The organism is Deinococcus sp. YIM 77859 (genome assembly GCF_000745175.1).
Lineage (GTDB): Bacteria > Deinococcota > Deinococci > Deinococcales > Deinococcaceae > Deinococcus.
In genome coordinates, this window is sequence record NZ_JQNI01000004.1 from 478,682 (window position 1) to 504,075 (window position 25,394).

At 64.6% G+C, this 25,394-nt stretch carries 25 protein-coding genes; 22 read left to right on the forward strand and 3 right to left on the reverse strand.

All coding sequences use genetic code 11. The features are described from left to right. The first annotated feature begins 2 nt into the window (after window positions 1-2). The 6 genes from EI73_RS15315 to EI73_RS15340 all read left to right on the forward strand — a co-directional run bounded on the left by EI73_RS15315 (window position 3) and on the right by EI73_RS15340 (window position 8,328). Window positions 3-932, forward strand: coding sequence for a carbohydrate ABC transporter permease (locus tag EI73_RS15315; RefSeq protein ID WP_081909127.1), 930 nt, complete (start codon window positions 3-5; stop codon window positions 930-932). A gap of 1 nt (window position 933) precedes the next feature. Beyond that, window positions 934-1,770: a carbohydrate ABC transporter permease gene (locus EI73_RS15320; protein WP_034389009.1), complete on the forward strand. Its 837-nt coding sequence runs from the start codon at window positions 934-936 to the stop codon at window positions 1,768-1,770. Between the two features lie 15 nt (window positions 1,771-1,785). Next, complete coding sequence (locus EI73_RS15325) at window positions 1,786-3,255, forward strand: glycoside hydrolase family 5 protein (protein ID WP_034389011.1); 1,470 nt, start codon at window positions 1,786-1,788, stop codon at window positions 3,253-3,255. 88 nt (window positions 3,256-3,343) lie between these two features. Then, on the forward strand, window positions 3,344-4,555 hold the full coding sequence (gene xylA / locus EI73_RS15330; RefSeq protein ID WP_034389013.1) for a xylose isomerase: 1,212 nt from the start codon (window positions 3,344-3,346) through the stop codon (window positions 4,553-4,555). Then, window positions 4,552-6,072 carry a xylulokinase gene (gene xylB, locus EI73_RS15335; protein WP_051935689.1) on the forward strand — a complete coding sequence of 507 codons (1,521 nt, stop codon included), beginning with the start codon at window positions 4,552-4,554 and terminating at the stop codon, window positions 6,070-6,072. The genes xylA and xylB overlap by 4 nt, the downstream gene beginning before the upstream one ends. Window positions 6,073-6,213: 141 nt before the next feature. Further along, on the forward strand, window positions 6,214-8,328 hold the full coding sequence (locus tag EI73_RS15340) for a glycoside hydrolase family 52 protein (protein ID WP_051935690.1): 2,115 nt from the start codon (window positions 6,214-6,216) through the stop codon (window positions 8,326-8,328). 209 nt (window positions 8,329-8,537) lie between these two features. On the opposite strand, the gene EI73_RS15345 is transcribed toward EI73_RS15340, so the two are convergent. After that, on the reverse strand, window positions 8,538-10,412 hold the full coding sequence (locus EI73_RS15345; RefSeq protein WP_034389015.1) for a glycosyltransferase family A protein: 1,875 nt from the start codon (window positions 10,410-10,412) through the stop codon (window positions 8,538-8,540). A 399-nt stretch (window positions 10,413-10,811) separates the two neighbouring features. Between EI73_RS15345 and EI73_RS15350 the strand changes: the two genes are divergently transcribed. After that, complete coding sequence (locus EI73_RS15350) at window positions 10,812-11,237, forward strand: HU family DNA-binding protein (protein ID WP_034389236.1); 426 nt, start codon at window positions 10,812-10,814, stop codon at window positions 11,235-11,237. Window positions 11,238-11,318: 81 nt separating this feature from the next. Here EI73_RS15350 and EI73_RS15355 read toward each other — a convergent pair whose 3' ends face one another. Further along, on the reverse strand, window positions 11,319-12,800 hold the full coding sequence (locus tag EI73_RS15355) for a lipopolysaccharide biosynthesis protein (RefSeq protein ID WP_034389017.1): 1,482 nt from the start codon (window positions 12,798-12,800) through the stop codon (window positions 11,319-11,321). Next, window positions 12,797-14,062, reverse strand: a complete 1,266-nt coding sequence (locus EI73_RS15360) for a glycosyltransferase (protein ID WP_034389019.1) — start codon at window positions 14,060-14,062, stop codon at window positions 12,797-12,799. Before EI73_RS15360 ends, EI73_RS15355 begins: the two co-directional genes overlap by 4 nt. Window positions 14,063-14,361: 299 nt before the next feature. Between EI73_RS15360 and EI73_RS15365 the strand changes: the two genes are divergently transcribed. The 15 genes from EI73_RS15365 to EI73_RS15435 all read left to right on the forward strand — a co-directional run bounded on the left by EI73_RS15365 (window position 14,362) and on the right by EI73_RS15435 (window position 25,381). Further along, window positions 14,362-15,045 carry an NAD-dependent epimerase/dehydratase family protein gene (locus EI73_RS15365; RefSeq protein WP_034389021.1) on the forward strand — a complete coding sequence of 228 codons (684 nt, stop codon included), beginning with the start codon at window positions 14,362-14,364 and terminating at the stop codon, window positions 15,043-15,045. 207 nt (window positions 15,046-15,252) lie between these two features. Beyond that, on the forward strand, window positions 15,253-16,653 hold the full coding sequence (locus EI73_RS15370) for a UDP-glucose/GDP-mannose dehydrogenase family protein (RefSeq protein WP_051935691.1): 1,401 nt from the start codon (window positions 15,253-15,255) through the stop codon (window positions 16,651-16,653). Next, entirely contained in the window at window positions 16,650-17,624 is a 975-nt protein-coding gene (locus EI73_RS15375; RefSeq protein WP_034389023.1) for a UDP-glucuronic acid decarboxylase family protein, read from the forward strand. Before EI73_RS15370 ends, EI73_RS15375 begins: the two co-directional genes overlap by 4 nt. A gap of 35 nt (window positions 17,625-17,659) precedes the next feature. Continuing rightward, window positions 17,660-18,907, forward strand: coding sequence for a glycosyltransferase family 4 protein (locus EI73_RS15770; protein ID WP_051935692.1), 1,248 nt, complete (start codon window positions 17,660-17,662; stop codon window positions 18,905-18,907). Window positions 18,908-18,987: 80 nt separating this feature from the next. Next, window positions 18,988-19,296: a metal-sensitive transcriptional regulator gene (locus tag EI73_RS15385; RefSeq protein WP_051935693.1), complete on the forward strand. Its 309-nt coding sequence runs from the start codon at window positions 18,988-18,990 to the stop codon at window positions 19,294-19,296. A 155-nt stretch (window positions 19,297-19,451) separates the two neighbouring features. Further along, on the forward strand, window positions 19,452-19,652 hold the full coding sequence (locus EI73_RS15390; RefSeq protein WP_034389024.1) for a heavy-metal-associated domain-containing protein: 201 nt from the start codon (window positions 19,452-19,454) through the stop codon (window positions 19,650-19,652). Then, window positions 19,649-21,046: a mercury(II) reductase gene (gene merA / locus EI73_RS15395; protein ID WP_051935694.1), complete on the forward strand. Its 1,398-nt coding sequence runs from the start codon at window positions 19,649-19,651 to the stop codon at window positions 21,044-21,046. Before EI73_RS15390 ends, merA begins: the two co-directional genes overlap by 4 nt. A gap of 112 nt (window positions 21,047-21,158) precedes the next feature. After that, a complete protein-coding gene (gene merB / locus EI73_RS15400; RefSeq protein ID WP_034389025.1) occupies window positions 21,159-21,656 on the forward strand; it encodes an organomercurial lyase in 498 nt (165 codons plus the stop codon). A 14-nt stretch (window positions 21,657-21,670) separates the two neighbouring features. Beyond that, a complete protein-coding gene (merB, locus tag EI73_RS15405) occupies window positions 21,671-22,180 on the forward strand; it encodes an organomercurial lyase (protein WP_156103638.1) in 510 nt (169 codons plus the stop codon). A gap of 12 nt (window positions 22,181-22,192) precedes the next feature. Further along, complete coding sequence (locus EI73_RS15410; RefSeq protein ID WP_034389027.1) at window positions 22,193-22,462, forward strand: hypothetical protein; 270 nt, start codon at window positions 22,193-22,195, stop codon at window positions 22,460-22,462. After that, complete coding sequence (locus EI73_RS15775; protein ID WP_197050801.1) at window positions 22,449-22,985, forward strand: TlpA disulfide reductase family protein; 537 nt, start codon at window positions 22,449-22,451, stop codon at window positions 22,983-22,985. Before EI73_RS15410 ends, EI73_RS15775 begins: the two co-directional genes overlap by 14 nt. Next, complete coding sequence (locus tag EI73_RS15780) at window positions 22,982-23,770, forward strand: cytochrome c biogenesis protein CcdA (RefSeq protein WP_051935696.1); 789 nt, start codon at window positions 22,982-22,984, stop codon at window positions 23,768-23,770. The genes EI73_RS15775 and EI73_RS15780 overlap by 4 nt, the downstream gene beginning before the upstream one ends. After that, entirely contained in the window at window positions 23,767-24,405 is a 639-nt protein-coding gene (locus EI73_RS15785; protein ID WP_051935697.1) for an SCO family protein, read from the forward strand. The genes EI73_RS15780 and EI73_RS15785 overlap by 4 nt, the downstream gene beginning before the upstream one ends. Further along, window positions 24,405-24,797, forward strand: coding sequence for a hypothetical protein (locus EI73_RS15430; RefSeq protein ID WP_034389028.1), 393 nt, complete (start codon window positions 24,405-24,407; stop codon window positions 24,795-24,797). Before EI73_RS15785 ends, EI73_RS15430 begins: the two co-directional genes overlap by 1 nt. A 44-nt stretch (window positions 24,798-24,841) precedes the next feature. Next, on the forward strand, window positions 24,842-25,381 hold the full coding sequence (locus EI73_RS15435) for a TlpA disulfide reductase family protein (protein WP_034389029.1): 540 nt from the start codon (window positions 24,842-24,844) through the stop codon (window positions 25,379-25,381). Window positions 25,382-25,394: the final 13 nt, after the last annotated feature.

The following is a 25,394-nucleotide window of genomic DNA, read 5'->3' on the forward strand; positions in this document are numbered from 1 at the left end:
AAATGAGCACCATTACGTCTGCCAAAACAGCGCCCATCCCTCTCGAAAAACGTCGGCAGTGGAGCCAGGCATGGGTGGCGGCGGCCTTTTTACTGCCTGCCCTGCTGCTGTTGGGTGTATTTCTAGTCTATCCCCTCCTGACGAGCTTCCGCCTCTCACTGCTGAACTGGAACGGTCTGGGCAACACCGCACAGTATGTCGGCCTGCACAACTGGGCAGAACTGCTGCACGATTCGACCTTTCTGACGGCAATCAAGAATAATGGTCTGCTAGCGCTCCTCTCTATCGCCATCCAGATTCCTGCCGGACTGGTCCTGGCGTTTCTTTTGAATAAGGCGGGCCGAGGCTCCACTTTCCTGAAGGTGCTGTACTTCCTGCCTCTGCTGATGTCCAGCGTGGCGATCGGGACGGTCTTTCGGTCCGTCTATGACCCTAACTTTGGACCGATCAACAGTCTGCTTAGGGCCATGCATTTGGACGTCCTGGCACAGGACTGGCTGGGCAATCCCAGCTTGGCCCTGCCGTCTGTAATTGCCGTGGTGTGCTGGCAGAACATTCCCTTCTACATGCTGCTGTTCCTAGCGGGTCTCGCCAGCATGCCGGCTGAACTGCGCGAGGCAGCTCTCCTGGATGGTGCGAGCAAGCGGGTTATCTTTTGGCGGATCACACTGCCTTTCTTGCAGGGTACCATCCGCACCGCGCTGGTCCTCTCTCTAATCGGCTCACTGCGGTACTTTGACCTCATCTACGTGATGACGGGGGGTGGTCCTTCCGGTGCCTCGGAAGTGATGGCCACCTACATGTACCGTACTGTGTTCGCCTCCTTCAACATCGGGTACGGTGCTGCGATCTCCACGGCCATGTTCATCATCGTTGCCGTCGCGGCAGGCTTGGCTCTCCGCACCACCCGACGCTTCGAGACGGAGGTCTGACATGCTCCGGCCCCAAACAGCTCTCCCCAGTCGTGCTCTGCTTTTCCTGGCTGCCCTGGTGTGGCTGCTGGTGACTACCCTTCCCTTCGTGTTTATGTTGCTAACGAGCGTTAAAAGCCAGAGCGACGTCTACTTGATACCGGTATGGGCCTTGCCAAAGACGTTCGACTTCAGCAACTACCTGAATGTCTTGCGCGGCTCCTTTTTCATTTATCTGCGCAATAGCATCTTCGTCGTGACGGTTTCTGTTGCTCTGACGCTACTGCTGAGCAGCATGGCAGCCTTTGCCTTCGCTCGTATAAGGTTCCGCTTCAATGGATTCCTCTTTGGCTTGGTCGTCGCCGGACTGATCGTTCCCGTCCATGTGACTCTTATTCCCGTTTACCTCATGACCCGCACCCTGGGCATCTACGATACGCCCTTCGCGCTGATCGGTCCATACGTCGCCTTTAGCCTACCCATCAGCATCTTTATCCTGACTGAATTTATGCGGCAGATCCCGCGTGAGATGGAGGAGGCAGCTCAGATCGACGGGGCGGGGCCGATGACGCTATTCACCCGTATCTTCCTGCCGCTTTGCATGCCGGGATTGGCTACGGTCGCCATCTACAACGGCATCAACATGTGGAACGAGTTCATCTTTGCGTACGTGTTGACCTCCAGTCCGCAGAGCCGCACCTTGCCCCTAGCCATCTGGGACTTCCAGGGGCAGTACAGCGCCAACATCCCCGCCATTCTCGCGGTCGTGACCCTCACCTCCCTGCCGCTCATCGCTGCGTACATCTTCGGGCAGGAGCGAATTATCCAGGGCATGATGGCGGGTTCGGTCAAGGGCTAAGCCCTAGGAGGAAGCATGTTGCAGGTGAGAAACGGCCAGATCGTCAACAGCCGGAATGAGCCGGTCCAGCTTCGCGGCACGTGCATCGGTGGCTGGATGCATATGGAGAACTTCATCAATGGCTATCCCGGCGCCGAACACGCCCTAAAGGAAACCATGCAGGACATGCTCGGGCCTGCTCGAACGGAGTTCTTCTTCGAGCGGCTCCTCGCTCACTTCTTCACCGAAGAGGACGTGGCCTTTATCCGCTCTACGGGTGCGAACACAGTGCGTATCGCCCTTAACTACCGGCAGTTCGAGCGCGACGACCGCCCGTTCAAGTATCTGGAAGCGGGGTTTACTCGTCTGGAGAGGGCACTTGAATGGTGTGCGAAACACGAGATCTACGCAATCCTCGACCTCCACGCCGTGCAGGGCTGGCAGAACACCGACTGGCACAGCGACAACGCCAACCGCATGTCCCTCTTCTGGCAGCACCCGCACTTTCAGGACCGCTTTGTGCAGCTGTGGGAGGCGCTGGCCGAGCGTTTCCGGGACCACTCGTGGGTGGCGGGCTACAACGTGATGAACGAGCCGGTCACCAACGCGCCGCGTGGCCGCTTCGGCAGTAACGCGTATACGCCGAACTGGGAGATCATCAACCGGGTGTACCGCCGGGTGGTGAGCGCCATTCGCCAGATTGATCCTCAGCACATCATCTTCCTGGAAGGTGACCTGTTCTCTACCCGTTTTGCAGGACTGGACGCGCCTTTTGACGAAAACTTGGTGTATTCCAGCCACAACTACACCCCGGCGGGATTCGGACCGGGCATTTATCCCGGCGAATTTCAGGGCTCCCTGGGGTCCTTCCAGAATCCGTTGGGCCAGCGGTATTGGGACCGAGAGCGCCAGCGAGAGATGTTCTTCGAGACAGAAGGAGCGCGTTTTGCGCAGCAACATGGTGTTCCCCTTTGGGTTGGTGAGTTCGGCTCGGTGTACAACGGCCCCGGCGACGACATTCCTAGTCGCTTGCGCGCGATGGACGACCAGATCAGCGTCTTTGAGGAGTTCGGCGCGCACTGGACCACTTGGAACTACAAGGACGTCGGCGTGATGGGTCTTGTGACGCTCGACCCCCAGTCCCCCTATCTGCGCCTGGTCGCCCCTAGCCTGAGAGCGAAGGCTGAGCTCGACACCGACTTCTGGATGGGCTGGCTGCCCAGCACGTCCGCCAAGGAGAAGCTCACCGAACTGGCCCGGATCATCGAGGCGACGGTGAACGATCCAAACATCGAGCCCGCTGCCAATCGGCGCTTCTTGGGACAGGCTACCTTCGACCACTACGTTGGCGGCCTGCTGCAACCCTCGTATGTTCGGCTGTTTCAGGGCCTGAGCGAGAATGAGCTTGACGAAGTGCTCTCGTCCTTCGCCTTCAGAAATTGTCGTCCGAATGTTGCGCTCGCTCGTATTTTGGGCACTTACACCCAGCAGCCCCAAACGGCCTGAGGCCTCACCTGCTGACTGGCCCTGTGCTCGCTGTGCCCTCCCGTGGATACCCCACGTCCTCTTTCCTGATTGCCTGAAAGGACCTGCTATGACCGACTACACTCCCACTCCAGCAGATAAATTCACCTTCGGCCTCTGGACTGTGGGGCAGACTGGCCGTGACCCCTTCGGCGAAGCGACCCGTCCCGGCTTTTCTGCCCCATACATCGTTCAGAAACTTGCCGAACTTGGTGCCTACGGCGTCAACCTGCATGACAACGACCTTGTACCCATCGACGCTTCTGCTCGAGAACGTGACCGCATCGTCACCGAATTCAAACAGGCCCTCTCCGATCATGGCCTCGTGGTGCCCATGGCCACGACCAACCTCTTTACCGATCCTGTGTTCAAGGACGGGGCCTTTACCTCCGCCGATGCCCGCGTGCGGGCCTATGCCCTACAAAAGACCATGCAGAGTATGGACCTCGGAGCTGAACTGGGTGCCAAGACCTATGTCTTTTGGGGAGGACGCGAGGGCACCGAAGTGGACGCGAGCGGCAAGCTCCTCGACGCCCTGGCCTGGTACCGTGACTGCCTTAACTATGTGGCCGAGTACAGCGAGGCTCAGGGGTACGGGTACCGCTTTGCCCTGGAGCCCAAGCCCAACGAACCCCGTGCTGACATCTTTTTGCCCACTGTGGGCAGTGCCCTAGGGTTCATCCAGACACTTGACCGGCCGGAGCTGTTCGGCGTCAATCCCGAGTTTGCGCATGAAACCATGGCGGGGTTGAACTTTGTGCATGCGGTGGCGCAGGCGGTGGATGCGGACAAGCTCTTCCATATCGACCTGAACGACCAGAAGATGAGCCGCTTTGACCAAGACCTGCGCTTCGGAGCGGAGAACCTCAAGACGGCCTTTTTTCTGGTGAAGCTGCTGGAGGACGCCGGGTACGATGGCCCCAGGCACTTCGATGCCCACGCTCTACGCACGGAGGATGAGGAAGGCATCTGGGCCTTTGCGCGCGGCTGTATGCGGACGTACCTGATCCTTAAGGAGAAGGCGCGGCAGTGGGACGAGGACCCAGAGATTCAAGCGGCCCTCGCGGCCTACAGGGTGGAGGATGAGGAACTCTCTCTCCTTACAGAGAGGTTCAGCCCGGAGAATGCCCAGGCACTGAAGACCCGCGGCTTCGACCGTGCGGCCTTGGCCAGACGGGGCCCCGGCCTGGAGCAACTCGATCAGCTCACCGTCGAACTGCTGCTGGGGATTCGTGGGACCAGCACTACGTCCCGGCAGACGAGCGCCGAGGTGGAAGTGTGACCTCAACACCCGTCACCCTAGGGATAGACCTAGGCACCACTGGTGTCAAGGCAGTGGCGCTGGATGAGGGGGGACGCACCGTAGCACAAGCCAGCCGCACATACCCGCTGCTGACCCCGTATCCGGGTTGGACCGAGCAACGTCCCGAGGATTGGGTAGCAGCGGCTCTGGACGCCCTGAAGGACCTAGCACAGCAGCTCCGGGACGCTCGGGCGTTGCCTCTGGCTCTGGGTCTGAGCGGGCAGATGCACGGCGCGGTGTTTCTCGGGGCGGGGGGGGAGGTGCTGCGACCCGCGCTGCTCTGGAATGACCAGCGCACAGGCAAGCAGGTCCAGGCCATCGAGGTCCGGATTCCCCGCACGGACCTTATTGCCCGTACGGGGAACCGAGCGGTCACCGGCTTTCAGCTTCCAAAGGTGCTGTGGCTGCGGGACGAGGAGCCGGAGGTCTTTGCTCGGCTGGCCCATGTGCTGTTGCCTAAAGATTACCTGGGCTTCGTGCTCACTGGGGAAATGAGGACCGAACCGTCCGATGCCTCCGGTGTGGGTGCCCTTAACCTCGCCTGTAAGGCCTGGGACAGGGAGGTGCTGCAAGCCCTGGAGCTCTCTCCCAGGCTGTTCCCCGAGGTGGTGAATTCCTGGGACGTGGTGGGCCGCCTGAAGGCGGAGCTGAGCGCCTACACCGAACTCCCTGCGGGTCTGCCAGTGGTGGCAGGCGGTGGGGATAACGCAGCGGCGGGCATTGCCCTAGGTCTCACGAGTGACCGCCCGCGGGTCGGGAGTGTCAGTCTGGGAACGAGCGGCGTGCTGTTCGCGCCGCTGGCCCAGCCCACCCCCGACCCGCAGGGCCGTGTTCATCTGTTTGCTCATGCAGACGGCGGGTACAACCTACTGGGCGTGACGCTAGCCTGCGCTGGTGCTCTGCAGTGGTTGCATGACAAGCTTGCTCCGGACACCAGCTTTGACCTCCTGCTCTCGGAAGCGGCGAAGGTGCCGGATGGAGCGCAGGGTGTCACCTTCCTGCCCTACCTGGCCGGGGAACGCAGCCCGCACATGAACCCGGAGCTGCGTGGTGCCTGGACGGGCCTTGCCCTGGCGCATGGCCGGGGGCACCTCACGCGGGCCCTGCTGGAAGGAACAGCCCTCGCTCTGGCTGACACCTATGAGGTAATGCGGCCCCTGTCATCGGTCAACACCTTTTTGGCAACCGGTGGAGGCGCGCGCAGTGACTTCTGGTTAGGCTTGGTGGCCGGAGCACTGGACGTACAGGTGGAGCGCTCTACGCATGAGCCAGGTGCGGCGGATGGCGCTGCTCTCCTCGCCATGCCCTCTGCCGGCATCTACCGGGACCTGGCTGAGGTGATGCAGGCACTGAGACCTGCCGGAACACCTGTTCGGCCGCTCGAGATCACCAAGGCCCGGGAGCAGCACTCCTCCACCTTCGCCCGCCTCTACGGTGCTGTCCAGCCCGAACCGCAGCTCGGCACAGCACCCGTTCAGGCTGATGTGAGGGCCTAAGCGTCCTGCTGTTCATCCCTCCCGCTCCAGGTTCGAAGACGGACTGAGAGCTACCATCACCGCAATTGTGAAGGGGATGGGTCTTCTGGGCCCGGTGCCAGGAAGCCTGTTCACTTGCCACTCTCCTTCCAAAGGACCACCATGACGACTGCCTATCTCAGCCATCACGCCCCCTGGGGGGCCTACGCCTCCTTTGTCTTGGGAGAGTTCGGAAAGGGCGGTGGCTTTGCCCTCTCGGACGTACATTCCCCTGACCGAAGCGTCTATATCGCGTACCGCACAGGCAGGGCACCCGTGCAGGTGTTGCCGTTTCTGAGTGCACCGCTAGGCCTGGGTGAACTCGCTTACCAGGCGAACGCGGACGGCGTAGCGCGTTCGACACCTGCGGTCCGAAGTGTTCCCGGTGAGGAACTGGACCGCCAGCTTCTCTGGGCCTCTGACGAGTGGCGGCATGGGCCCTTCCGGCTGCGGCTCCTCAGTCCCTTTGGTGAGGTGCCAGCCCCCGGAACGGATGACGACGCCCTCCGTCTCGCCGTGTGCCCCGTAGTGCTCGCCGAGCTGGAACTCGACAACGGGGATTCGGACGTGCCCGCCGAAATGCTGTTTGCCCTGGAGGGCGTTAACCGCCCCCTCTCCGATACGGCGGGTGGTGCGCTGCTGGGCGCGGCTGCCGGGCGCTCCTGGGGCGTGGCGGCCCTGCCCGGCGCGGGTGTTGAGGAGGTGCAGGATTTCGATGTGATTGGTGCGGCCTTTGGCGAGCGGCGGCCACGTGTGCGGCGGCTGGGCAATGCGGGGGGCGTCATGCTGACCGTGCCTGCCGGCGAAACCGGCCGGTTAGTACTGGCCCTCGGTACCTATCAGGCAGGTACGATCACGAGCAGCTTGAACACCCGCTTCTTCTATACCGGGTTCTTCTCCAATCTCGAGGAGGTGCTCACCTTTGGGCTGGAGAACGTCCGGCATTACTGGGAGTTGGCTGCAACCCGTGACGAGGAACTGCTTCAGAGCGGCCTGAGTCAAGACCGGCAATTTCTGCTCGCCCACGCCACCCACGGCTACCTTGCCAACACGCAACTTCTGGTCCGTGAGGACGGCCGCCCGTTGTGGGTGGTTAACGAGGGCGAGTACCGCATGATCAACACCCTCGATCTCACTGTGGATCAGCTGTTTTGGGAGTTGCGTTACCATCCCTGGACCACCGCCCATGTCCTTGATCTGTTTGTGGAGCGCTACGCCTTTACAGATGAGATCAAGTGCGGCGAAGAGCGGTTGCCCGGCGGGCTTAGTTTTACCCATGACATGGGGGTCTCAAACGTCTTCACCCCGCCCGGCATCTCCTCGTACGAGACGGAGAACCTCGACGGCTGCTTCTCGCATATGACCTTCGAGCAGCTCACCAACTGGACGCTGAGCGCGACCATGTACGGCCTGCTCGCTGACCGTTCGTGGTTGGAGGAGCACGTAGGCACGCTCGAGGCTTGCCTGGCATCCCTACTCGTACGCGACACAGACGGGGACGGTGTTATGGATGCCGACAGCGCCCGCACCAAGAACGGAGCAGAGATCACCACCTATGACAGCCTAGACGCGAGTCTAGGACCAGCACGAGGGAACCTCTACCTGGCCGTGAAGACCTGGGCGTCCCTGGTGTGCTTACACCAGGCTCTGACGCTGCTAGGCCGGGACGGTGAAACAGCACGTGCACAGGCCCAGCGGACCGCTGAGCGTATTGTGCAGGCCTTTGACCCGGCTCGGGGCTACATCCCTGCGCTTCTGTTTGGCGGAAGTGACGCCTGCATCCTTCCCGCCATCGAAGCGCTCGCGTACCCTTTCCTGCTGGGATTGCGCGAGACGGTGAGCGAACAGGGCCCGTATGGATCCCTCATCACAGCCCTACGGCGGCACCTTGCTACGGCCCTGCAACCAGGCGTCTGCTTGGACGCTACATCGGGTGGTTGGAAGCTCTCAAGCACCAGCGTGAACACCTGGCTCTCCAAGATCTTCCTGTGTCAGTTCGTGGCTGAGGAAGTGTTCGGCCTGCAGCCCAATCCTCGCTGCGACGAGGCGCATGTGCGCTGGCAGCAGGTAGGGTCGGCACCCCATGGTCCGACGGATCAGGTGCGCTCGACCGACGGGCACGCCTTGGGCAGCCGGCTGTACCCCCGCCTGGTGACCAGCGTGTTGTGGTTACCGCGGCCCTGGGCGGAACAGGCGGCGACGAGACAAACCCCATTCCGCGTTCCGCTCACGACCTGACCAGTTGCGGGGGGTGCTGAACTCCGCAGCTCCTCAGCCACGAGCCCGCCTGCTGCTGTGCGGCTCCACTTGCCTGTGCCTGTGCCTCTTGGCCACAGCACGGGGATTCCATCTGCGTGAGTGGCCTAAGCTTTGTCCTGCGGCCCAGCAGATCTTGTCCCTGAGGCTCGGCTTCAAGGTGGAGACGGCCGTGAGCGGCACGGCTCCCTTCAGCGAGATGGGCGCGGTGCTTCGGCCTTCGTCTGCACTGCGATGTCCCCGATCACCTCGCGAAAAAAAGTGATCAGGCGGCCTACGTGGTGATCGAAGGTGAACTGGTCTCGCAGCGCCCAGACATGCTCGCGCAGGCGAGTCAGGCGCTCGCGGTCCTCAAGCTGCGCACCTAGGTCCGCCATATCCCGGAAGAAAAGCCCTAGGTCCAGTTCCCGCGCGAGGCTCTGCGTGGCGACGATGTGGCCGGTGTTGTCCCCTTGCAGCATGGGCACTCCCGCGGCTGCGAGCGTCGCCATCCGCGCCGGAATATTCAGGTCGTCCCAGTTGGCGCGCCGCAGCTCTCCCGCGTTCTCGCTGCGAAAAAAGTGCAGCCAGCCCGCGTCGTAGCGCGAGAACTCGGCCACCCAGTTCTCCTGGTTCACGTTGGGATGCAGGTGCAGGAAACGCCCCGCCAGCCTTTTTGTTCGCTCGATCCACCCCTGCCACTGCCCGTGGGTGAATTCGCCGTAGAAGTGCAGATGAATGCCCTGCGCGGCGAGTTCCGCGACTGTCTCCGGATGCAGGCCGATGGGGCGGCCCGGTACGACCGTATGCAACTCGCCGTCGCTGTTCGAGAGCCGCGGTGAGCGTTCGCCCCCCACGCTCTCGCGCTTGGGCAGGTCGCCGTCCAGAACGAGGGTGGGACGTCCATCCGCGAGTTGTGGCGAGAGCATCTCGAACCAGTCCTGCATTTCCCGGCTGGAATAGATGCGCCCGTCCGCCCGTGCGTACAGCTCCAGCAGTTCGCGCCAGGTGCCCTTTTCCAGGCAGATGAAAGGCCCTTCTTTGAAGTGCCACACAAAGGGCACGCCGGGGTTTTCCGTCAGGACGTGGTGTACGAAGGGGACCGCCTGCCAGTTGAGCAGCCCGTAGATCACGTCGGGCTTGATCTCCCGCACCGCCGCCTGCCAGTTCGTGCGCCCGATGTCCTGCACGTGGCCGAAGGGAAGGGGCCCGGTCCAGTTGTACCAGTAGGGCTTCTCCATCCACAGGCCGTAGAGCCGGTGCCCCTGTTCTGCGAGCGCGAGCACCCGCTCGGGGTTGTAGGCGAGCTCGCCCACAAGCAGGATCTTCAGGCCGCCGGGTGCAGGGGGCGTGGGCGGGCGCTCACGGTACCGGCGGTAGCGCTCCACCTCGTCGATGAAATGGCCGACCGTCGTGTGGAAGCGCAGCGGTTCCTGCACGCCGTAGTAGTCGCGGTAGGTGTTGATGCCGCCCACCGGCTCGCGCACGATCTTGTGCCGCTGCTCCGGGTGGTCCACCCACTCGCAGGTGACCCGCTCGGTCCCGACCGCTGGGCCACGCCGCTCCAGCGCGTGCCAGTACATCCGGCCCAGGTCGTCCGTGGTGAGTTCCGAGCGTTCCAGCCAGCGGTCCCCGCTGCGGCGGTGCATCACCTGCACGAGCTGGAGGGAAAAGCCGCCGATCTGCCCCGCCGCCGTGCGGTTGTAGTGGTGCCGCACGCCCGAATAGGCGAGCGCGGCTTCGGGATAGGCGGCGAGCGTGTCCGCGAGCTGCGCCAGATGGTCACGGTAGTACACGTCGTCGGACGGCAGGTAGGCGACGAGCGGGGCCTGCGCGAACGAAAGCGCGTGGTTGAGGGCCGCCCCGAGACCGACATTCCGTTCCAGACGGTGGTAGGAGATGCGGGGATCGGCGAGATAGGATTGGACGACCTCTCCGGTATGGTCGGGGGAACCGTCGTCCACCACGATGAGTTCCCAGTCGCTGAGCGACTGCGCGAGCAGGCTCTCGACGGCGCGGGGCAGGAAGTGGGCCTGCCGGTAGGTCGGCATCAGCACCGAAACGCGCGGGGAGGGGTGAAGGGTCATTCCTGCCGCCCCAGCAGCTGACCGGTGTGGTGAGCGGTTGGCCGTTCTGTGCTTCCCCGGTGGATCATCTCTCCTCCTGCTGGTGTGTTCTTGGGTTCAAAGGGACGTGAGCGGAATGCCGTCTTGCCCTCCCGCAGAGTGATACCTCTCACACAACCAGGAACTCAAGCTCTTCCACAGCTTTTCTCTCTCCACCTCCAGCTCGACCGGTAGGGCAGTGGGCCCCCGAAGAGCGTGGCCGCAGCCGCGCTGACACGCCTTTTCCAAGCATCGTGATTTGATGAACGTTCCAGAAAATAGCCTCCAGGACGACAAAAACGCTGTGCTGGGCGGTTGAAGTGCGTGCTGGTGGGCCTTTCTTGGGGCTTCCCCCCCTTCACGAGCGGACAAACGTATGTCATGCTGCGCACCATGACGAAGAAGTCGACGAAAGCGCCCGCCAAGAAGTCCACCGCCAAGGCTGCCCCCGCCCAGGACAACGCCCAGGAGGCCCGCGCCGCGGGTCGGGAGGGTGGAAGTGGCAAGGTTGCCAAGACCCAGCTTGTCGAGCTGGTCGCTGGCAAAACCGGCCTGACCAAGAAGCAGAGCGAGGAGGCCGTGAGCGCCATGCTCGGCGTGGTTGTGGACGCCATCAAGAGCGGCAAGAGTGTGGGGCTGCCTGGCCTGGGGACCCTGAGCGTCAAGCAGACCGCCGCCCGTACCGGTGTTCGCCCCGGGACCAATGAGCGCATTCAGATTCCTGCCGGGAAGAAAGTCGCCTTTAAGGTCGCCTCTACCCTCAAGTCTTCCCTCGGCGTTACGGACGACACGGCATCTGCCGAGTAAGGCGGAATCATCCCAAGCGACGCGCCTCCACCGGGGGCGCTTTTTGATGGCTTCGGCCATTCCAGCGGCTTTGCTGTAGGTTCAGGGCGGTCCCAGCACGCCGCGCCAACGGCTGGAGAGGCGCGGCAGGATTCGCCGGGCGATGGTCTGAAGCTCGTTGGGGGGAGCCAGAAAGACAGCCGCAGCCAACACGACGGCGCCCAGCAACAGCTCCGCCGTGAACAGCACGGCGAGCGGTGTGCCCAGGTGACGCAGCGGTTGCACCACGGCGAAGGAGACGGCCGCCGACCCGAGAAGGCAGAGCAGGCCGGTCCCGTACGCCCGCAGGATGGCGCGGCCGCCGCCCACAATGGAACGGGCGAGCAGCGCAAAGGCAACGTTACGCAAGATGGTGGCGGCGAGCAGGGTGAGCGCGATGGCGACGACGCTGCCTCCCAGCCGGTAGGTGGTCCAAAAGGCCAGCAGCAGCCCCAGGAAGTACACCAGCTGAATTCTGATCTTGGCCCCCAGCCGCGCGGTGGCCTCGGCCAGCACGCCGGAAAGGTTACTGGTCACCAGGAAGGGCAGGAGCAGACCGAAGATCCTCAGCAGCGGGACGGCCTCCAGAAACTGCGGCCCCAGCAGCACGCGCACGATCTCGGGAGCGGCCACCACGATGCCGCCCGAGACGCAGCCCATCACCAGCATGAGGGCGAGCAGCGCGGAGTGGTAGGCCCGGCGCAGCCGCTCGGGTTCTGTCTGCACGGCACTAAAGGACGGGGCGAGCACCCGAGTCAGGCTCCCGGCGAAATTCAGTGCGGGGCCGCTCACGGTGTTGTAGCTGCGGCTGTACAGACCCAGGGCGGTGGGCGAGTACAGCCGTCCCAGCAGCAGCGTGTCCAGGTTGGCACTCAGAAACTCCAGGAAATTCACCACCGTGACCCGTGTCCCAAAGGCATACAGGGGACGGTACGCTTCCCGCCTCAAGGTCAGGCGGAGGCTGTGGCGCGTCGCGGCGTACAGGAAAACCGTTTGAATGATGGCCTGGGCGAGCGCGCTCAAGGCCACGCTGAGGGCACCAAACCCCAGGTAGGCTGTTCCCAGCCCAATGACGCCGTGCCCCAAAATATAGGAGGTGAGCTCGGCGGTCACCAGAGGTCGGAAGCGCAGGGAGCGGCGCAGCAGGCTGCTGGACAGCACGATGAGCGCATTCAGCAGGTAGGCACCGGCGTAGACGCGAAAGACCGGCACCAGTTCGGGGAGGTCGTAGAAGCGGCCAGCCAGGGGGGCAAGGCACCATGCGATCACCGTGACCAAGGCGCCCAGCAGCAGTGAGGACGTAAAGCCTGCCCGGATATCCGTTTCGGTGAGTTCGGGCTTTTGCACAATCGCCTGTCCGATCCCCAGGTCACCCACGAACTGCCCGACCCGTTGCAGCATAAAGGCGAGGGCGACCACACCGAACGCTTCGGGTGTCAACAGACGCGACAGCACCGCCGCGAACACCAGTTGCAGGGCGGTCCCTATCCCCAGCGAGACATAACTCCACTTGATCGCGTGGACAGTGCGACTCTTGAGGCTCATGTCGGCCTCGCCGGGGGGCTGCGCCGTGCCCTGGCCTGCGCCAGGACGTGCTCGTACAGATTCAGGTAAGCCTGCGCCTGCCGCTCGTACGTGTACTCGGTCATGACCTTGCGAAGGGCAGCTTCGGCCAGCGCCTGCGGGTGGGGGTGATCGAGCAGAAAGGCGATGCCCCGCGCGAGGTCATGCACGTCGCCGTACCGGGCCTGGTAGCCGTTGAGGCCGTGATCCACGATATCGGCCGGTCCGCTGTCCCTGAAGCAGACCACCGGAGTTCCGCAGGCCAGTGACTCCATCGCGACCTTTCCAAAGGCTTCCTCAAGGGACGGCATGACGGTGACATCGGCCCCCGCATACAGCTGCGCCAGCCGCCTATCGTCATCAAGGGCCCCCACAAAGTGGGTGTTCAACCCCATGTCGGGGGGGGTTTTCCCGTAGAGCGAGCCAAACACCACCACTTCCAACTGGGCGGCATCGGCGCGGCGCGCCAGCAGGAAAGTGGCTTGCCGCAGCGCCTCGAAGCCTTTGCGCTGGTCACTCAGCGGGTGCGTCGCGCCGAACAGGATGAGCCGGCGATCCGGCGCCCATCCCAGGGCGGCGCGCGCCTCGGCCTGCGGCACCGGACGGAAGACCGAGATGTCAAGCGCGTTGGGAATAACGACGATCTCCCGTTCGGCGAACAGCGAGCTGCGCCGTGCCTGCTCAGCGAGCCAGCGGCTCAGCGCGACCAGGGTGAAAGCGCGGTTTTGCCAGGCGCGCGCCTTGCGGCGGTGCAGCACCCGCGAGAGGTCGTTTGGGTGATCTGACCCCAACGCCGGGCAGTGCCCGCAGTTCGCCTCGAAACCGCGGCAGCTTCCCGCGTAGTGACAACCCCCGGTCATGGGCCACAGGTCACGCAGGGTCCAGACGACCGGCGCGCGAATGCCCGCAATGCTCTCGGGGCTCAGAAAGCCGTCGTTGATCCAGTGCAGGTTCACCACATCGGGCTGCAGGGCGTTGATCCGGCGGTGCACCGGCCACGGCAGCGCTGCCGCTGAAAAGTACCGGTCCAGCCGAGGATGCCACGCCCGAAGCTCGCGTTCGCTGCGGCGGGCCAGGGCGGAGACCCAGCGTGGACGGTACTCCAGGACCTGGGGATCACGGCTGCTTTTGCGCTGCACCAGGATGGTGGAGTGCACCCGCGTCCTCAGGGCGTGATGTAGCCAGTAGGCTCCGCGCGCAGCGCCGCCGTCCACGTCGCTGCTGCTGAGGTGCAGGACCTTCACCGCCGCACCTCCACGGGGGGACGGGGGAAATACGGGGGCGGGGGCGTCATCACGCGCAAGATAGGCGGCCTTCCGTTACCCGAAAGTAAACAGGCCTGCCGGATCGGGGGTGTGGGCAGGCCAGGGAAGACCAGAGGCCCCACCGGGCTGCGCTGACCCCAGAGCCGTCACCGCTGAGCCTTTCTCGGGAATTTAGCGCAATGGTAACGCTGTCCCGCGGACACTGCGGGGGCGGTGATGCCACCGCTGCCACAGCCTTCGGGGTCTGTGCCGCACTTGGGCCGAGGTGAACAGTGAGAATGGGGATTCCGGTCGACGCCAAAATTTATGTGGCGGGGCACGAGAGCGTGATGGGCACAGTGCTGTGCCAGAAGTTAAGGGCCCTGGGCTACGGGAACATCATCACGCGGGGCGCAGCAGACCTGGATCTGCGCGACCAACCTGCCGTCTACGCCTTTTTCGAGCAGGAGTTGCCCGACTATGTCTTTATCGCTCCGTTGGGCTGCGAGCATGTTCTAGACAACCTGCTGCGCCCCGCAGAGTCCCTGTACGGTCGTCTGATGTCCCTGTTCAACCTGGTGCACGCGTCGTACCTGTACGAGGTTCGCAAGCTCCTGAGCATCATCGACTGTCAGTTCACCGTTGAAGCCCTGCGCTATGAGACCGATGAGGTGACCTTGCGGCAGTACCGCCTGGAGAGCCGCGAGGCGGATGAACTGCTGAAGTCAGTCGCGGCCGGGTTATGCGACCGTTACCGCCGGCAATACAACTGCGACTTCATCTCCGTGGTGTTTCACCCTGAGGCTTCTGCGGTGGACACGTCCAAAGGACCGGTGATCCTGACCCGCGGCACCTCTCCCCACCACGGGGATCACCTCTATTCGGACGACCCCGCCGATGCCTGCCTGTTTCTGATGGAGAACTTCTCGGCCACCGGGGCCATCGCCGTGCTCACTGGTCCGCGTGGTTCCAGCCCTGCATGAATCGTCCGGCTGTTGGGGGAGCCTTCCACTGCACCGATTTAATTTCTCGTTAGCGCCCGCCTGCCTACCCTGATGGTGCTGAACACGCTCCCGCGTACTTGGGCCGGGGCAGCCGCCGGAGATGAACGGGAAATCCCCTCTCACACCTCAGTGAACGTGATGCCGCCCTTTCCCTCAGACCACCCTTCCACTCCCAGGAGACCAGACATGCATGACTCCCCCCTGAATGTTGCCGTCGTGGGTACCGGCTATGTTGGTCTGGGCACGGCTGTCCTGCTCGCCTATTTCGGGCATCAGGTGGTCGGCCTAGACGTCGATCAGGAGAAGGTCGAGACCCTGCGGCGCGGCGAGCTGCCCATCTACGAGCCGGGCCTCGCCGAGCTGATGCAGGCGTGCGGCGAACGCCTGCGCTGGACCACGGACTACCGTGAAGCGATTCCCAACGCGGACGTGATTTTTATCTGTGTGGGAACCCCGCCGCTGCCTGATGGGCGGCCTGATCTGCGCTTTGTGGCGCAGGCTGCGCAGGCCATCGCGAGGCACCTGAACGGCAAGTTTCAGGTGGTCGTCAACAAGAGCACGGTGCCGGTGGGAACCGGGGACTGGGTGGCGCGCATCATCGAGGAGTACGCGCCGGACTACAAGGCTGGGCGGTACGGCGTGGTGAGCAATCCAGAGTTCCTGCGCGAGGGGAGCGCCCTGTTCGACAGCCTCTACCCGGACCGCCTGGTGTTGGGGGGCGAGGACGAGCGCGCGGTGGCACGGCTGCTGGAGCTGTACGCGCCGCTGATCGAGCAGCACTTTGAAGCCCCGGCCCACGTTCCCCGGCCAGCCGGCTACACGCGGCCCGAGGTGGTGAGCACCAGCCTGTCCAGTGCGGAGATGATCAAGTACGCCGCCAACGCCTTTTTGGCGCTCAAGATCAGCTTTGCCAACGAGATCGCCGGGCTGTGTGAGCGGGTGGATGCGGACATTGAGGAGGTGATGCGCGGCATCGGCAGTGATCAGCGTATCGGCCGCCGCTTCCTGGCTGCGGGGGTGGGCTGGGGCGGCTCCTGCTTCGGCAAGGACACAGCTGCCCTGATCAGCACCGGCGAGGAGTACGGCTACGCCATGCCGATTCTCAAAGCTGCCGTGGAGGTCAACCAGCGGCAGCGGCAGCTCGTGATCGCCAAGCTGCAGGGGCATCTGCACCGCCTCAAGGGCAAGCGGGTCGCGGTGCTGGGCATGGCCTTTAAGCCCAATACCGACGACCTGCGCGACGCCCCCGCCCATGACTGCATCGCGCGGCTCAACAGCCTGGGTGCCACCGTGATCGCCCACGACCCGGTGGCGATGGACCGCGCCCGCCACGAGTGGACGCACCTCCGCTACAGCGAGGCGGCGAGCGCCGAGGACGCCCTGCGGGGCGCGGATGCCGCCATCATCATGACCGAGTGGGCGGACTACCAGGCGCTGGACTGGGAGCGTGCGCTGCGCAGTATGCGCCATCCCCTGATCATCGACACGCGCAATATCGTGAAGCGGAGCCCAGGGCTGGGGACCATCGAGCAGATCGGTCGCCGCCTGCCACCCCCGCCCGTGCCCATGGTCGGAGTGACGGCATGAATATCCTGCTGACAGGCAGCGCCGGTTTTATTGGAAGCCACCTGACGGAGCGGCTGCTGGCCGAGGGTCACCACGTGATTGGCGTGGACAACTACCTCAGCGGTCAGCCCGCCAACACGGCGCTGTTCCGGGAGCATCCACGCTTTCGCTTCATCCAGGCAGACGTGAGCCTGGGCCTTCCCGATCCGGGCGTGCGGCTGGACTTCGTGCTGCACTTTGCGAGCCCCGCCAGCCCTCCGCACTATCAGCAGCACCCTGTTGCAACGCTGATGGTGGGCGCGCAGGGCACCCAGCACGCCCTGGACCTGGCACGAGCACACGGGGCGGCCTTTTTGCTGGCCTCCACCTCCGAAGTCTATGGGGATCCCGAGGTCCACCCGCAACCCGAGACGTACTGGGGACACGTGAACCCCAACGGCCTGCGCAGTTGTTACGACGAGGCCAAGCGGTATGCCGAGGCGCTCACGATGGCCTACCACCGTCACTATGGGGTGGATACCCGCATTGTCCGCATCTTTAATACCTATGGACCGCGGATGCGCGCCGATGATGGCCGGGTGGTCACGAACTTCATCCACCAGGCGCTTGCGGGACAGCCCCTCACCGTGTACGGCGACGGAAGCCAAACCCGCAGCTTCCAATACGTCTCCGACCTTGTTCGCGGGATTATGGCGCTGATGGACGTGCCCGACCCTTTCCCCGTCAACCTGGGAAATCCCGACGAGTACACCATCCTCCAGTTTGCCGAGCGTATCCGTGACCTGATCGATCCGCGTCTCCCGATCATTCACCGGCCCCTGCCGGCGGATGACCCGCGTCAGCGCCGACCTGACATCACCCGGGCTCGCACCCTGCTGGGCTGGTCTCCTCAGGTCAGCCTGCAAGACGGCCTGGCCCGTACCGTGGAGAGTTTCCGGGCGGTGGGCGGACAACCGGAGCGCCTGGTCTCCGCTCGGCTGGACGGTCACTGAGGAGGGCGTCCAGTGTGCGCTCAAGAAAGGCCGGAGTGACCCTTCGTACCGTCGCGCTGATTGACCCCCTGCAGGGCGGGCACCACGAGGGGTACGCCGCACTGCTGGCACGCGAGTTGATTCAAAGAGGGCTCGCAGTGCATGTGATCGGCAGTGCCCGTCTGGTGAGGTACGTCCGCCGAGCGGTTCCAGAGGTGACCGGAGACGTCGTCCAGCTCTACGCGCACAGCGAGGCCCAGCACTACAACCAGGGACGGCTAGAGCGTGAGCGTCTCAACGTGCGCTTTTTCCGCGAGGCGCTGCGGCGAGCGCGGGTGAGGGGCTGCGATACGGCGCACATCCTGTGGCTGGATAGTTTTGTTCTGTCCCTGCTCCTCGTGTGGTTGAGCGGGGCGGGGCATGGACTCCGTCTCCGGGTCACGCTGCACTGGCTGTATTTTCTACGGGGCTTTCAGGCTCGGCTTGGGGGCAGGAGCGAGGCGGGGCATCTGCTGATGCTGCGCCTGCTGGGTCGGCTCGGTGGCCGCGTGATGCTGCACTCTCCCGCACTGGCGCAGGTGTTAAGTCCCCGGCTGGGCCGCTCTATGGTCGACGTCCTGCCCTACCCGGTCGAGCCCCCGCAGATTCCCCCTGAGCAGCGCGTGGCAGAGCGGCAGGCCATGCGCCTGCGACTCGGGGTGCCGCCGGAGGCCCGCGTGCTCCTGGCCTTTGGTGGGATGCGCCCCGACAAAGGCCAAGACCTCGCCCTGCGCGCGCTGGCCCAGCTCCCGGACAGGGACCACCTCCTCTTTGTGGGGCGTGCGACCCCCTCGGATGCCGAGCAACTCCGGCGGCTGGCCAGCGAACTCGGGGTGACCCAGCGGGTGCATCTGCACCTTGAATACGTGCCGGATGAGGATGTCGAGCGGTATTTCCTGGCCTCGGACATCGTTCTGTTGCCGTACCGGCGAAACTTTGCGGGACAAAGCGGACCGTTGGTGATCGCGGCGTCGCTGGGCCTCCCCGTCTTGGCCTCCAGGGTGGGCGTGCTTGCTGAGACGGTGAACGCCTACCGTCTGGGGGCCTTGTTTCCCCCCGAGGACCCCGAGGCGCTGGCCCGCTGCGTGGCCTCGTTCGACCGGTCTTCCTTTCAGCCGCAGACCCACCGTTTTCGCGAGGACCATACCCCCGCTGCGTTTGCCGAGGCGGTCTTGCGCAGCTACAGCATGGGCGAGCCGACAACGCTGCCCGCCGGCGTGTCCCACCCCGAAGAACGAACGGGCAACACGGTCTCCGGCGCGTAGAAGTTCGCCTGTCCGCTTTTGCCGAAAGAAGATCCCCGGGGAGGGCATCCGCGTTCTGTGGCTGTTGCTAGACTGTGGACATGCCCGCGGACCGTTCGCTTGACGCCGAGCCCACCACCCGTCAGCTCGACCCAGAGGTGCTCAAGAGCCTGCAAAACCGCCTGTCGCGTGTAGAAGGCCACGTGCGCGGCGTGAGCAGGATGCTCGAAAACGGCAGCTCCTGTGACGAAGTGCTCGTGCAACTGGCCGCCATCAAGGCCGCCATCGTCAAAGTGGAGGGGTTGCTGCTCGAAGACCACATCGACTCCTGTGTCATTCCCGCCGTGCAGGCCGGGAACGGCGACGCAGCTGTGAAATCGCTCAAACGGGCCCTGCTCAAGCTGCTCTGAGCGCGCCTTCTCGCAGGGCCCGGCCGTGATGGCCGGGCTTTCTTGTGGGGGGATGGGTGCTGGTGTAGGCGTGAGTAGCTTTCCTCAGGGATGACCGCCCGATCTCTTTACATATCCCTTGGGGGGGCATAGGATAACTGGGAGGAGTAATCACCATGACTCAGACCTACAAAGTCACCGGCATGACCTGCGCCCACTGCGCCAGCAGCGTCGAGAGCGCCCTGAAGCGGGTTCCGGGCGTCGCGAACGCCAGCGTGAAGTACATCCGCAAGGAAGCCACGGTGGAAGGCCAGGCGGACTCCCAGGCGCTTAAACAGGCGGTCCGTGAGGCGGGCTACGGCCTTGAAGACAAATGAAACGCGTCGACCTGGCCGTTCTGGGGGGCGGCAGCGCTGGCTTTGCCGCCGCCATCCGCGCTTCTGACCTCGGCACCAGCGTCGCGCTGATCGAGGGCAGCACCATTGGCGGCACCTGCGTCAATATCGGCTGCGTGCCCAGCAAAACCCTGATTCGCGCCGCCGACACCTACCACCGTGCCGGGCACAGCGCTTACCCGGGTGTGAAGCCGCGGGGCGCGGACCTCGACTACGCGGCCGTGATCCGGCAGAAGGACGAACTGGTCACGAACCTGCGCCGGGGCAAGTACGAGGACGTCCTCTTGGAGTACCCGGGCATCACGCTGCTGCGCGGCCACGCCACCCTCACCGGCCCCCAGACCCTCCGCGTGGATGGCGAGACGGTTCACGCCGACAAGATCATCGTGGCGACCGGCTCGCGCCCCTGGGTGCCCGACCTGCCCGGCCTGCACGACGCCGGGTACTGGACGAGCACCGAAGCCCTGGCGGCCACCGAACTCCCTGAGTCCCTCATCGTGATCGGGGGACGGTACATCGCGATCGAACTCGCGCAGACCTTCGCGCGCTTCGGCACACGCGTCACCCTCCTGCAACGCTCCAGCCACCTCCTGCCCGACGGTGAACCTGAGATCGGCCTGGCCCTCCAGAAACTCCTGGAAGCCGAAGGCATCGAAATCCACACCAACGTCCAGCTGCAACGTGTCACCCGCGAAGACAAGGCGACCAGCGTGCACGCGATCGTGAACGACGAGCCTCGAAGCTTCAGCGCCTCGCAGCTCCTGATGGCCACCGGCCGGCACCCTCATACCCGTGGCTTCGGCCTCGAAGACGTCGGCGTGACCCTCGGCACCCGTGGTGCGCTCGTCGTGAACGAGTCCCTGCAATCCAGCGTGCCCAGCATCTACGCCGCCGGAGACGTCACCGGGCACGCGCAGTACGTTTACGTCGCCGCCTATGAGGGCGCTCTCGCCGCCGAGAACGCCCTGCAAGGCCAGGCGCGTGAGCTCGACCTCAAGGCCGTCCCGGGCGTCACCTTTAGTGACCCGGCCGTCGCCACCGTCGGCCTGACCGAGGCCCAGGCCATCCGGGCCGGGCACGCCGTGCGCACCAGCGTCCTCCCCATGGGCAGCGTCCCCCGCTCGCTCGCGAACTTCGACACGCGCGGCCTGATCAAACTCGTCGCGGACGCCAGCAGCACTGAGATTCTCGGCGCGCACATCCTCGCGCCCGACGCGGGCGAGATGATCCAGCCCGCCGTGTTCGCCGTGAAGTATGGCCTGACCATCCAGGACTTCACGGACACCCTCTTCCCGTACCTCACCCACGTGGAGGGCCTGCGTCTCGCCGCCCGCGCCTTCAGCACCGACCCGAAAAAGCTTTCCTGCTGCGCCTGACGCGCGGGAAACCGCTCTTGCCCCGCGTGTCAGGCCTGCTCCAGGGGCGACGCGGAGGAGGCTCGTCCGCTGCCCGCGCTACGCAAAGTCACTCCCCACCCGGAGGCGATTCATGACCACTTCACTGCCGACGGACCTTCTCAAGGCCCTCACCACCAACCAGAACCTGTCCCGCACGCGCCTGCTGCAAGAAGCCGTATCGTTCAAGCCCACCCGGCACCGCGTCCGCACCGCCAGCGGGTCCACCCTGTATACCCACTGCACCCTCGACACGCTGCTGCTCCCCCTCGTGCTGGAGGAGGACGTTGAGGTGGAAACGGTGCCGCCGGGCGAGGCGCAGCCCCTCGTATTCAACGTAAAAAGCGGGCAGGTCACCGGCTCGGAAGGCGTGCTCATCTCCGTCCCGGTGCGTGTTGACTCCGGCCCGGTGCAGCAGAGTTTCTGCCCGTACTCCAATGCCTTCCCGGACCGCGCGGCGTACGAGGCGTGGGCGGCGCAGTCCCCAGTGCCCACCGTGGGCGTGAGTCTGAGCGAAGCCCAACAATTGGCGGAAACCCTCGTCGCGCAACTTGACGCCGAGGACGCGAATGCCCCCCTCGGTTGCTGCTGAACCCGGAGACTCTCGTGACGCACACTCACCTCACTGACCGTCTGAATGACCTGTTCACCCGCCGGGAAGGACAGGCCCCCGAAGTGATCCTGCGGGACCTGGTGTCGTTCAACCCCACCGCGCACATGGTGCAGACGCAAAGTGGCGTCCGGTTCTTCACGTACTGCGCGCTGGACACTCTACTCGCCGCGTGGCTGCTGGACGAGAACATCGACATCGACACTACCCCTCCCGGGAACAGCCAGCCCATCCGCATCACCGTCCGCTACGAACAGCTTCACGCGCCCGCGGACGCCGTAATCGCCCTGCCTGACACGCCCGACGCCGTGGAGGTGCGCCAGACCTTCTGCCCGTACGCCAACGCCTTTCCCGACCGCGCGTCGTACGAATCCTGGGCGAGCACCTCACCCGTCGAGACGACCGCGCTGCCGGTCAGTGAGGTATTCCTGATCGCACGGGACATCGTCGAACGCCTGAAGTACCTCCACACTCTTCAGGAACTCGGCAGCGGTGGGTGCTGTTAAGGAGCCCAAGCCATGAAGAACCTGCGCGCTTACCTGCTGCTCGGCACCGCGATGCTGCTGTGCCCCTGTCACCTGCCCCTCCTGCTTGGTCTGCTCGCGGGCGGCGTCGGTGGCAGCGCTTTCGCTCGCTTCCTCAGCCAGAACACGGCGCTCGTCGCCGCGCTCGCTACGGCGTACTTCGTGTTCGCTCTGTGGCTAGGTCGGCGCCTGCTGACCAGGAATAATGCCTGTCCCAACCCAAACGCCAACATCCAAGGAGGCCGCCGCGATGGCTGCTGCTAAAGCCGGGCCAGGGAAGTTCCTCGTGCTGATCGTGCTCGTCACCGTGGCCGCCGTGCTGGCCGCCGCGCTCCTGCGCGCCCAGCAGGCCGGGGCCACGCCCCCCAGTGTCTCGCGTGGGGCAGCCGTGACCGCCACCCTGCCGCAGCTCAACGGGGAGACCTTCGACCTGGCGGACTACCGCGGCAATGTGCTCGCCGTGAACCTCTTTGCGTCATGGTGCGCGTCGTGCTGGGATGAACTCAAGGGCTTCGAGCGCGTCTCCCGGGAGTACGCCAGTAAGGGTGTCGCCGTCGTCGGCATCAGCGTTCAAAGCTCCCCCGAAGACACCCGCGACATGATCGACCGGCTCGGCCTGACCTTCCCCGTAGGCCTCGACCCGCAGGGCACTGTATCCCTGGAGACCCTGGGCTTGCGGGGCATGCCCACGACGCTGTTTTTCGATCGTCAAGGCCGCCTGCTGGAGAGCTTCACCGGGGAAATCAGCGAGGCGCAACTGCGCGCGAAACTGGATGGTCTGCTGTGATCGCCCTGCTCACGTACGCGTTCATGGCCGGCACTGTCGCCGCACTCAATCCCTGCGGGTTCGCGATGCTGCCCGCCGTGATCTCCCGCTTCGTCACCCGGCCGACCGGCCGAACCCCCCTGCTCGACGGCTTGGCCTTGGGCGTGCTGCTGACCCTGGGTACTCTTACCACCTTCAGCGTGCTGGGCCTGGTCATCAGCGTGTTCGGCACCGGCCTGGCCCGGATCGTCCCGTACCTGAACCTGGTGCTGGGCGTGCTCCTGCTGGTGCTGGCTGTGCGCACCTTCACCGGCCGCGCCCTGGCCCTCCACGTTCCCGGCCTGCGTGCTCCGGAAGGCAAACGCCTGTCCGAATACTACCCCTACGGCGTGGCATACGGAATGGCGAGCCTGGGTTGCACCCTCCCGGTGTTCCTGATGATTGTTGGGAGTTCCGCCAGTCGCACGCCCCTCGAACGCATGGGGATGTTCACCGCCTACGGCGCAGGAATGGGCGCGGTTCTGTTGACCGTCAGCCTGGCCAGCGCCTTCGGGAAGGAGGCGGTGATCCGGGGCCTGAGAAACGCGGGCCGGTACGTGGACTTTGTGGGGGGCGTGGGTCTGCTGCTTGCCGGGGCGTACATGGTGTACTCCCAGACCCGCTTTATTGAGCAGTTCGTCACCGGGAACACCACGTTTCTCCCGTACGTGATCGGCCTCGCTGCCCTCTTGATCACGGCGGTCACCGCCCGCGTCCTGTACGCCAGGGAGCTGAACGTCACGCACGCCCCAGGAGGAGAGGCGTGAGCACAGCGCAATCCCAGGCCGGCAGGCTGAGGTGGCCTTCCACGCCACGCCCGACTGCACGGGGCGTCGTGCTGGTGGGTGTGGTCGCCTTTTTGCTGGCGTACGCGTTGCTTCCCCTACTGACCCTGAAACCAGCGTACGGGAGTGATCTCACCCCTCCGAAAGTCATCGCGGACGTGCCCCTGCGTGACGCTGCGAGCGGGGCACCCGTGTCATTCTCCTCCGCCCGCGGAAGAACACTCCTCGTCTTCTTCGCCTATCGTCGTTGCCCGGTCGTGTGTCCGGCAATACTGGCCAAGCTGGCCCGGGCTTACCGTCAGGCAGGCGAGCCGGGCGGTGTCCGCGTCTCGGTGGTGAACGTCGACCCCAGCGATTCGCCCGCCGAATTTGCCCGGTACGTCCAGCGGTTTCACCCTGCCTTCCAGGCCTGGCAGGCGGACGCACCGGCACTGGCCCGGGTGGCGTCCGAGTTCTACCTGCTGGTTCGGGAAGGCACCACCCAGCCTATTGATCACACTGCCACGGTCAACGTCATAGACCCGCAGGGACGCTGGCGACGCCTGTACAGTGACAGCTTCCTCCGAACTGCAGAGTACGCGCATGACCTGCGGGCGTTTTCCTACGGGAGGTACTGATGCACCGCGTGCTGGGAGCGCTGCTGATGCTTCTGACGTTCGGCGTCCCCGCCCAGGGGCACGGGGCGGATATCCAACTGCACGGCACCCGCCTGACGGTCAGCGCTGCTGGGACGTTTCTGACAGGAACACTGCGCAATCCAGAACGAATTCCGTTGGCCCTCCTGGCCCTCGCCACCCCCAGGGGTGAGGGTTACATCGAACGCCGCGTGGGCTTCACCTACAGGCGCACGTCCACCCTTGTGGTCCCGCCGGGCACGCTGACCCTTCACCCGGCCTCCCGCGTCCGGGTGCGCCTCTCCGGCCGCTTTCAGACTGGCCAGCGCATCCCGGTCACGTTCGTCTGGCAGGGTGGGCTGTTGACCCAGGTGCTGACTGTGCAGCCGCGCTGAGGGCAGCAAACCTCTCACCCTGACCGGAAAGAGTGGAGAACCCCATGAAACGAGAATCTCTGACCGCTGCCCTGTTCATCCTGTTGGCCCTCGGCCTCAGCGCGGCTGCCGCCCAAGGGTGCTGCGCACCGATACTCATTCCGCCCGCTCGTTCCACTCAGGTTCCCCCGAGTGGCGAGCGCGGGGTCTTGAACACCCAGGTGAGCCTGACGTACGGCAAGACCCTGACCCTCGACACGTACCGCGGTCAGCCTCTGGTTCTGGCCGTGTTCAGCACCACCTGTCCGTCTTGCGTGAGCGAACTTAAAGCGCTGGCCCGATTGCAAGCCGCGGGAACGAAGGTGCTGCTCGTCTCCGGGCAGGACACCCTGCCGGACCTGGTGCGTTTTGCACAAAACCAGCGCCTGCCCTTCCCGGTGGGCCGGGTGGCCCCACAGTTCATCGCGCAACTCAAGATCCTCGCCTACCCGACGGTGGTTGTGCTCGACGCTCGCGGACGTGCTGTAACGCGCCAGCAGGGCACAGCAGATGTGCAAAGCCTGCAAAACACCCTCGCAGGCCTGCGGACCACACAAGGGCGCTGAGGCCTGAAGTCCC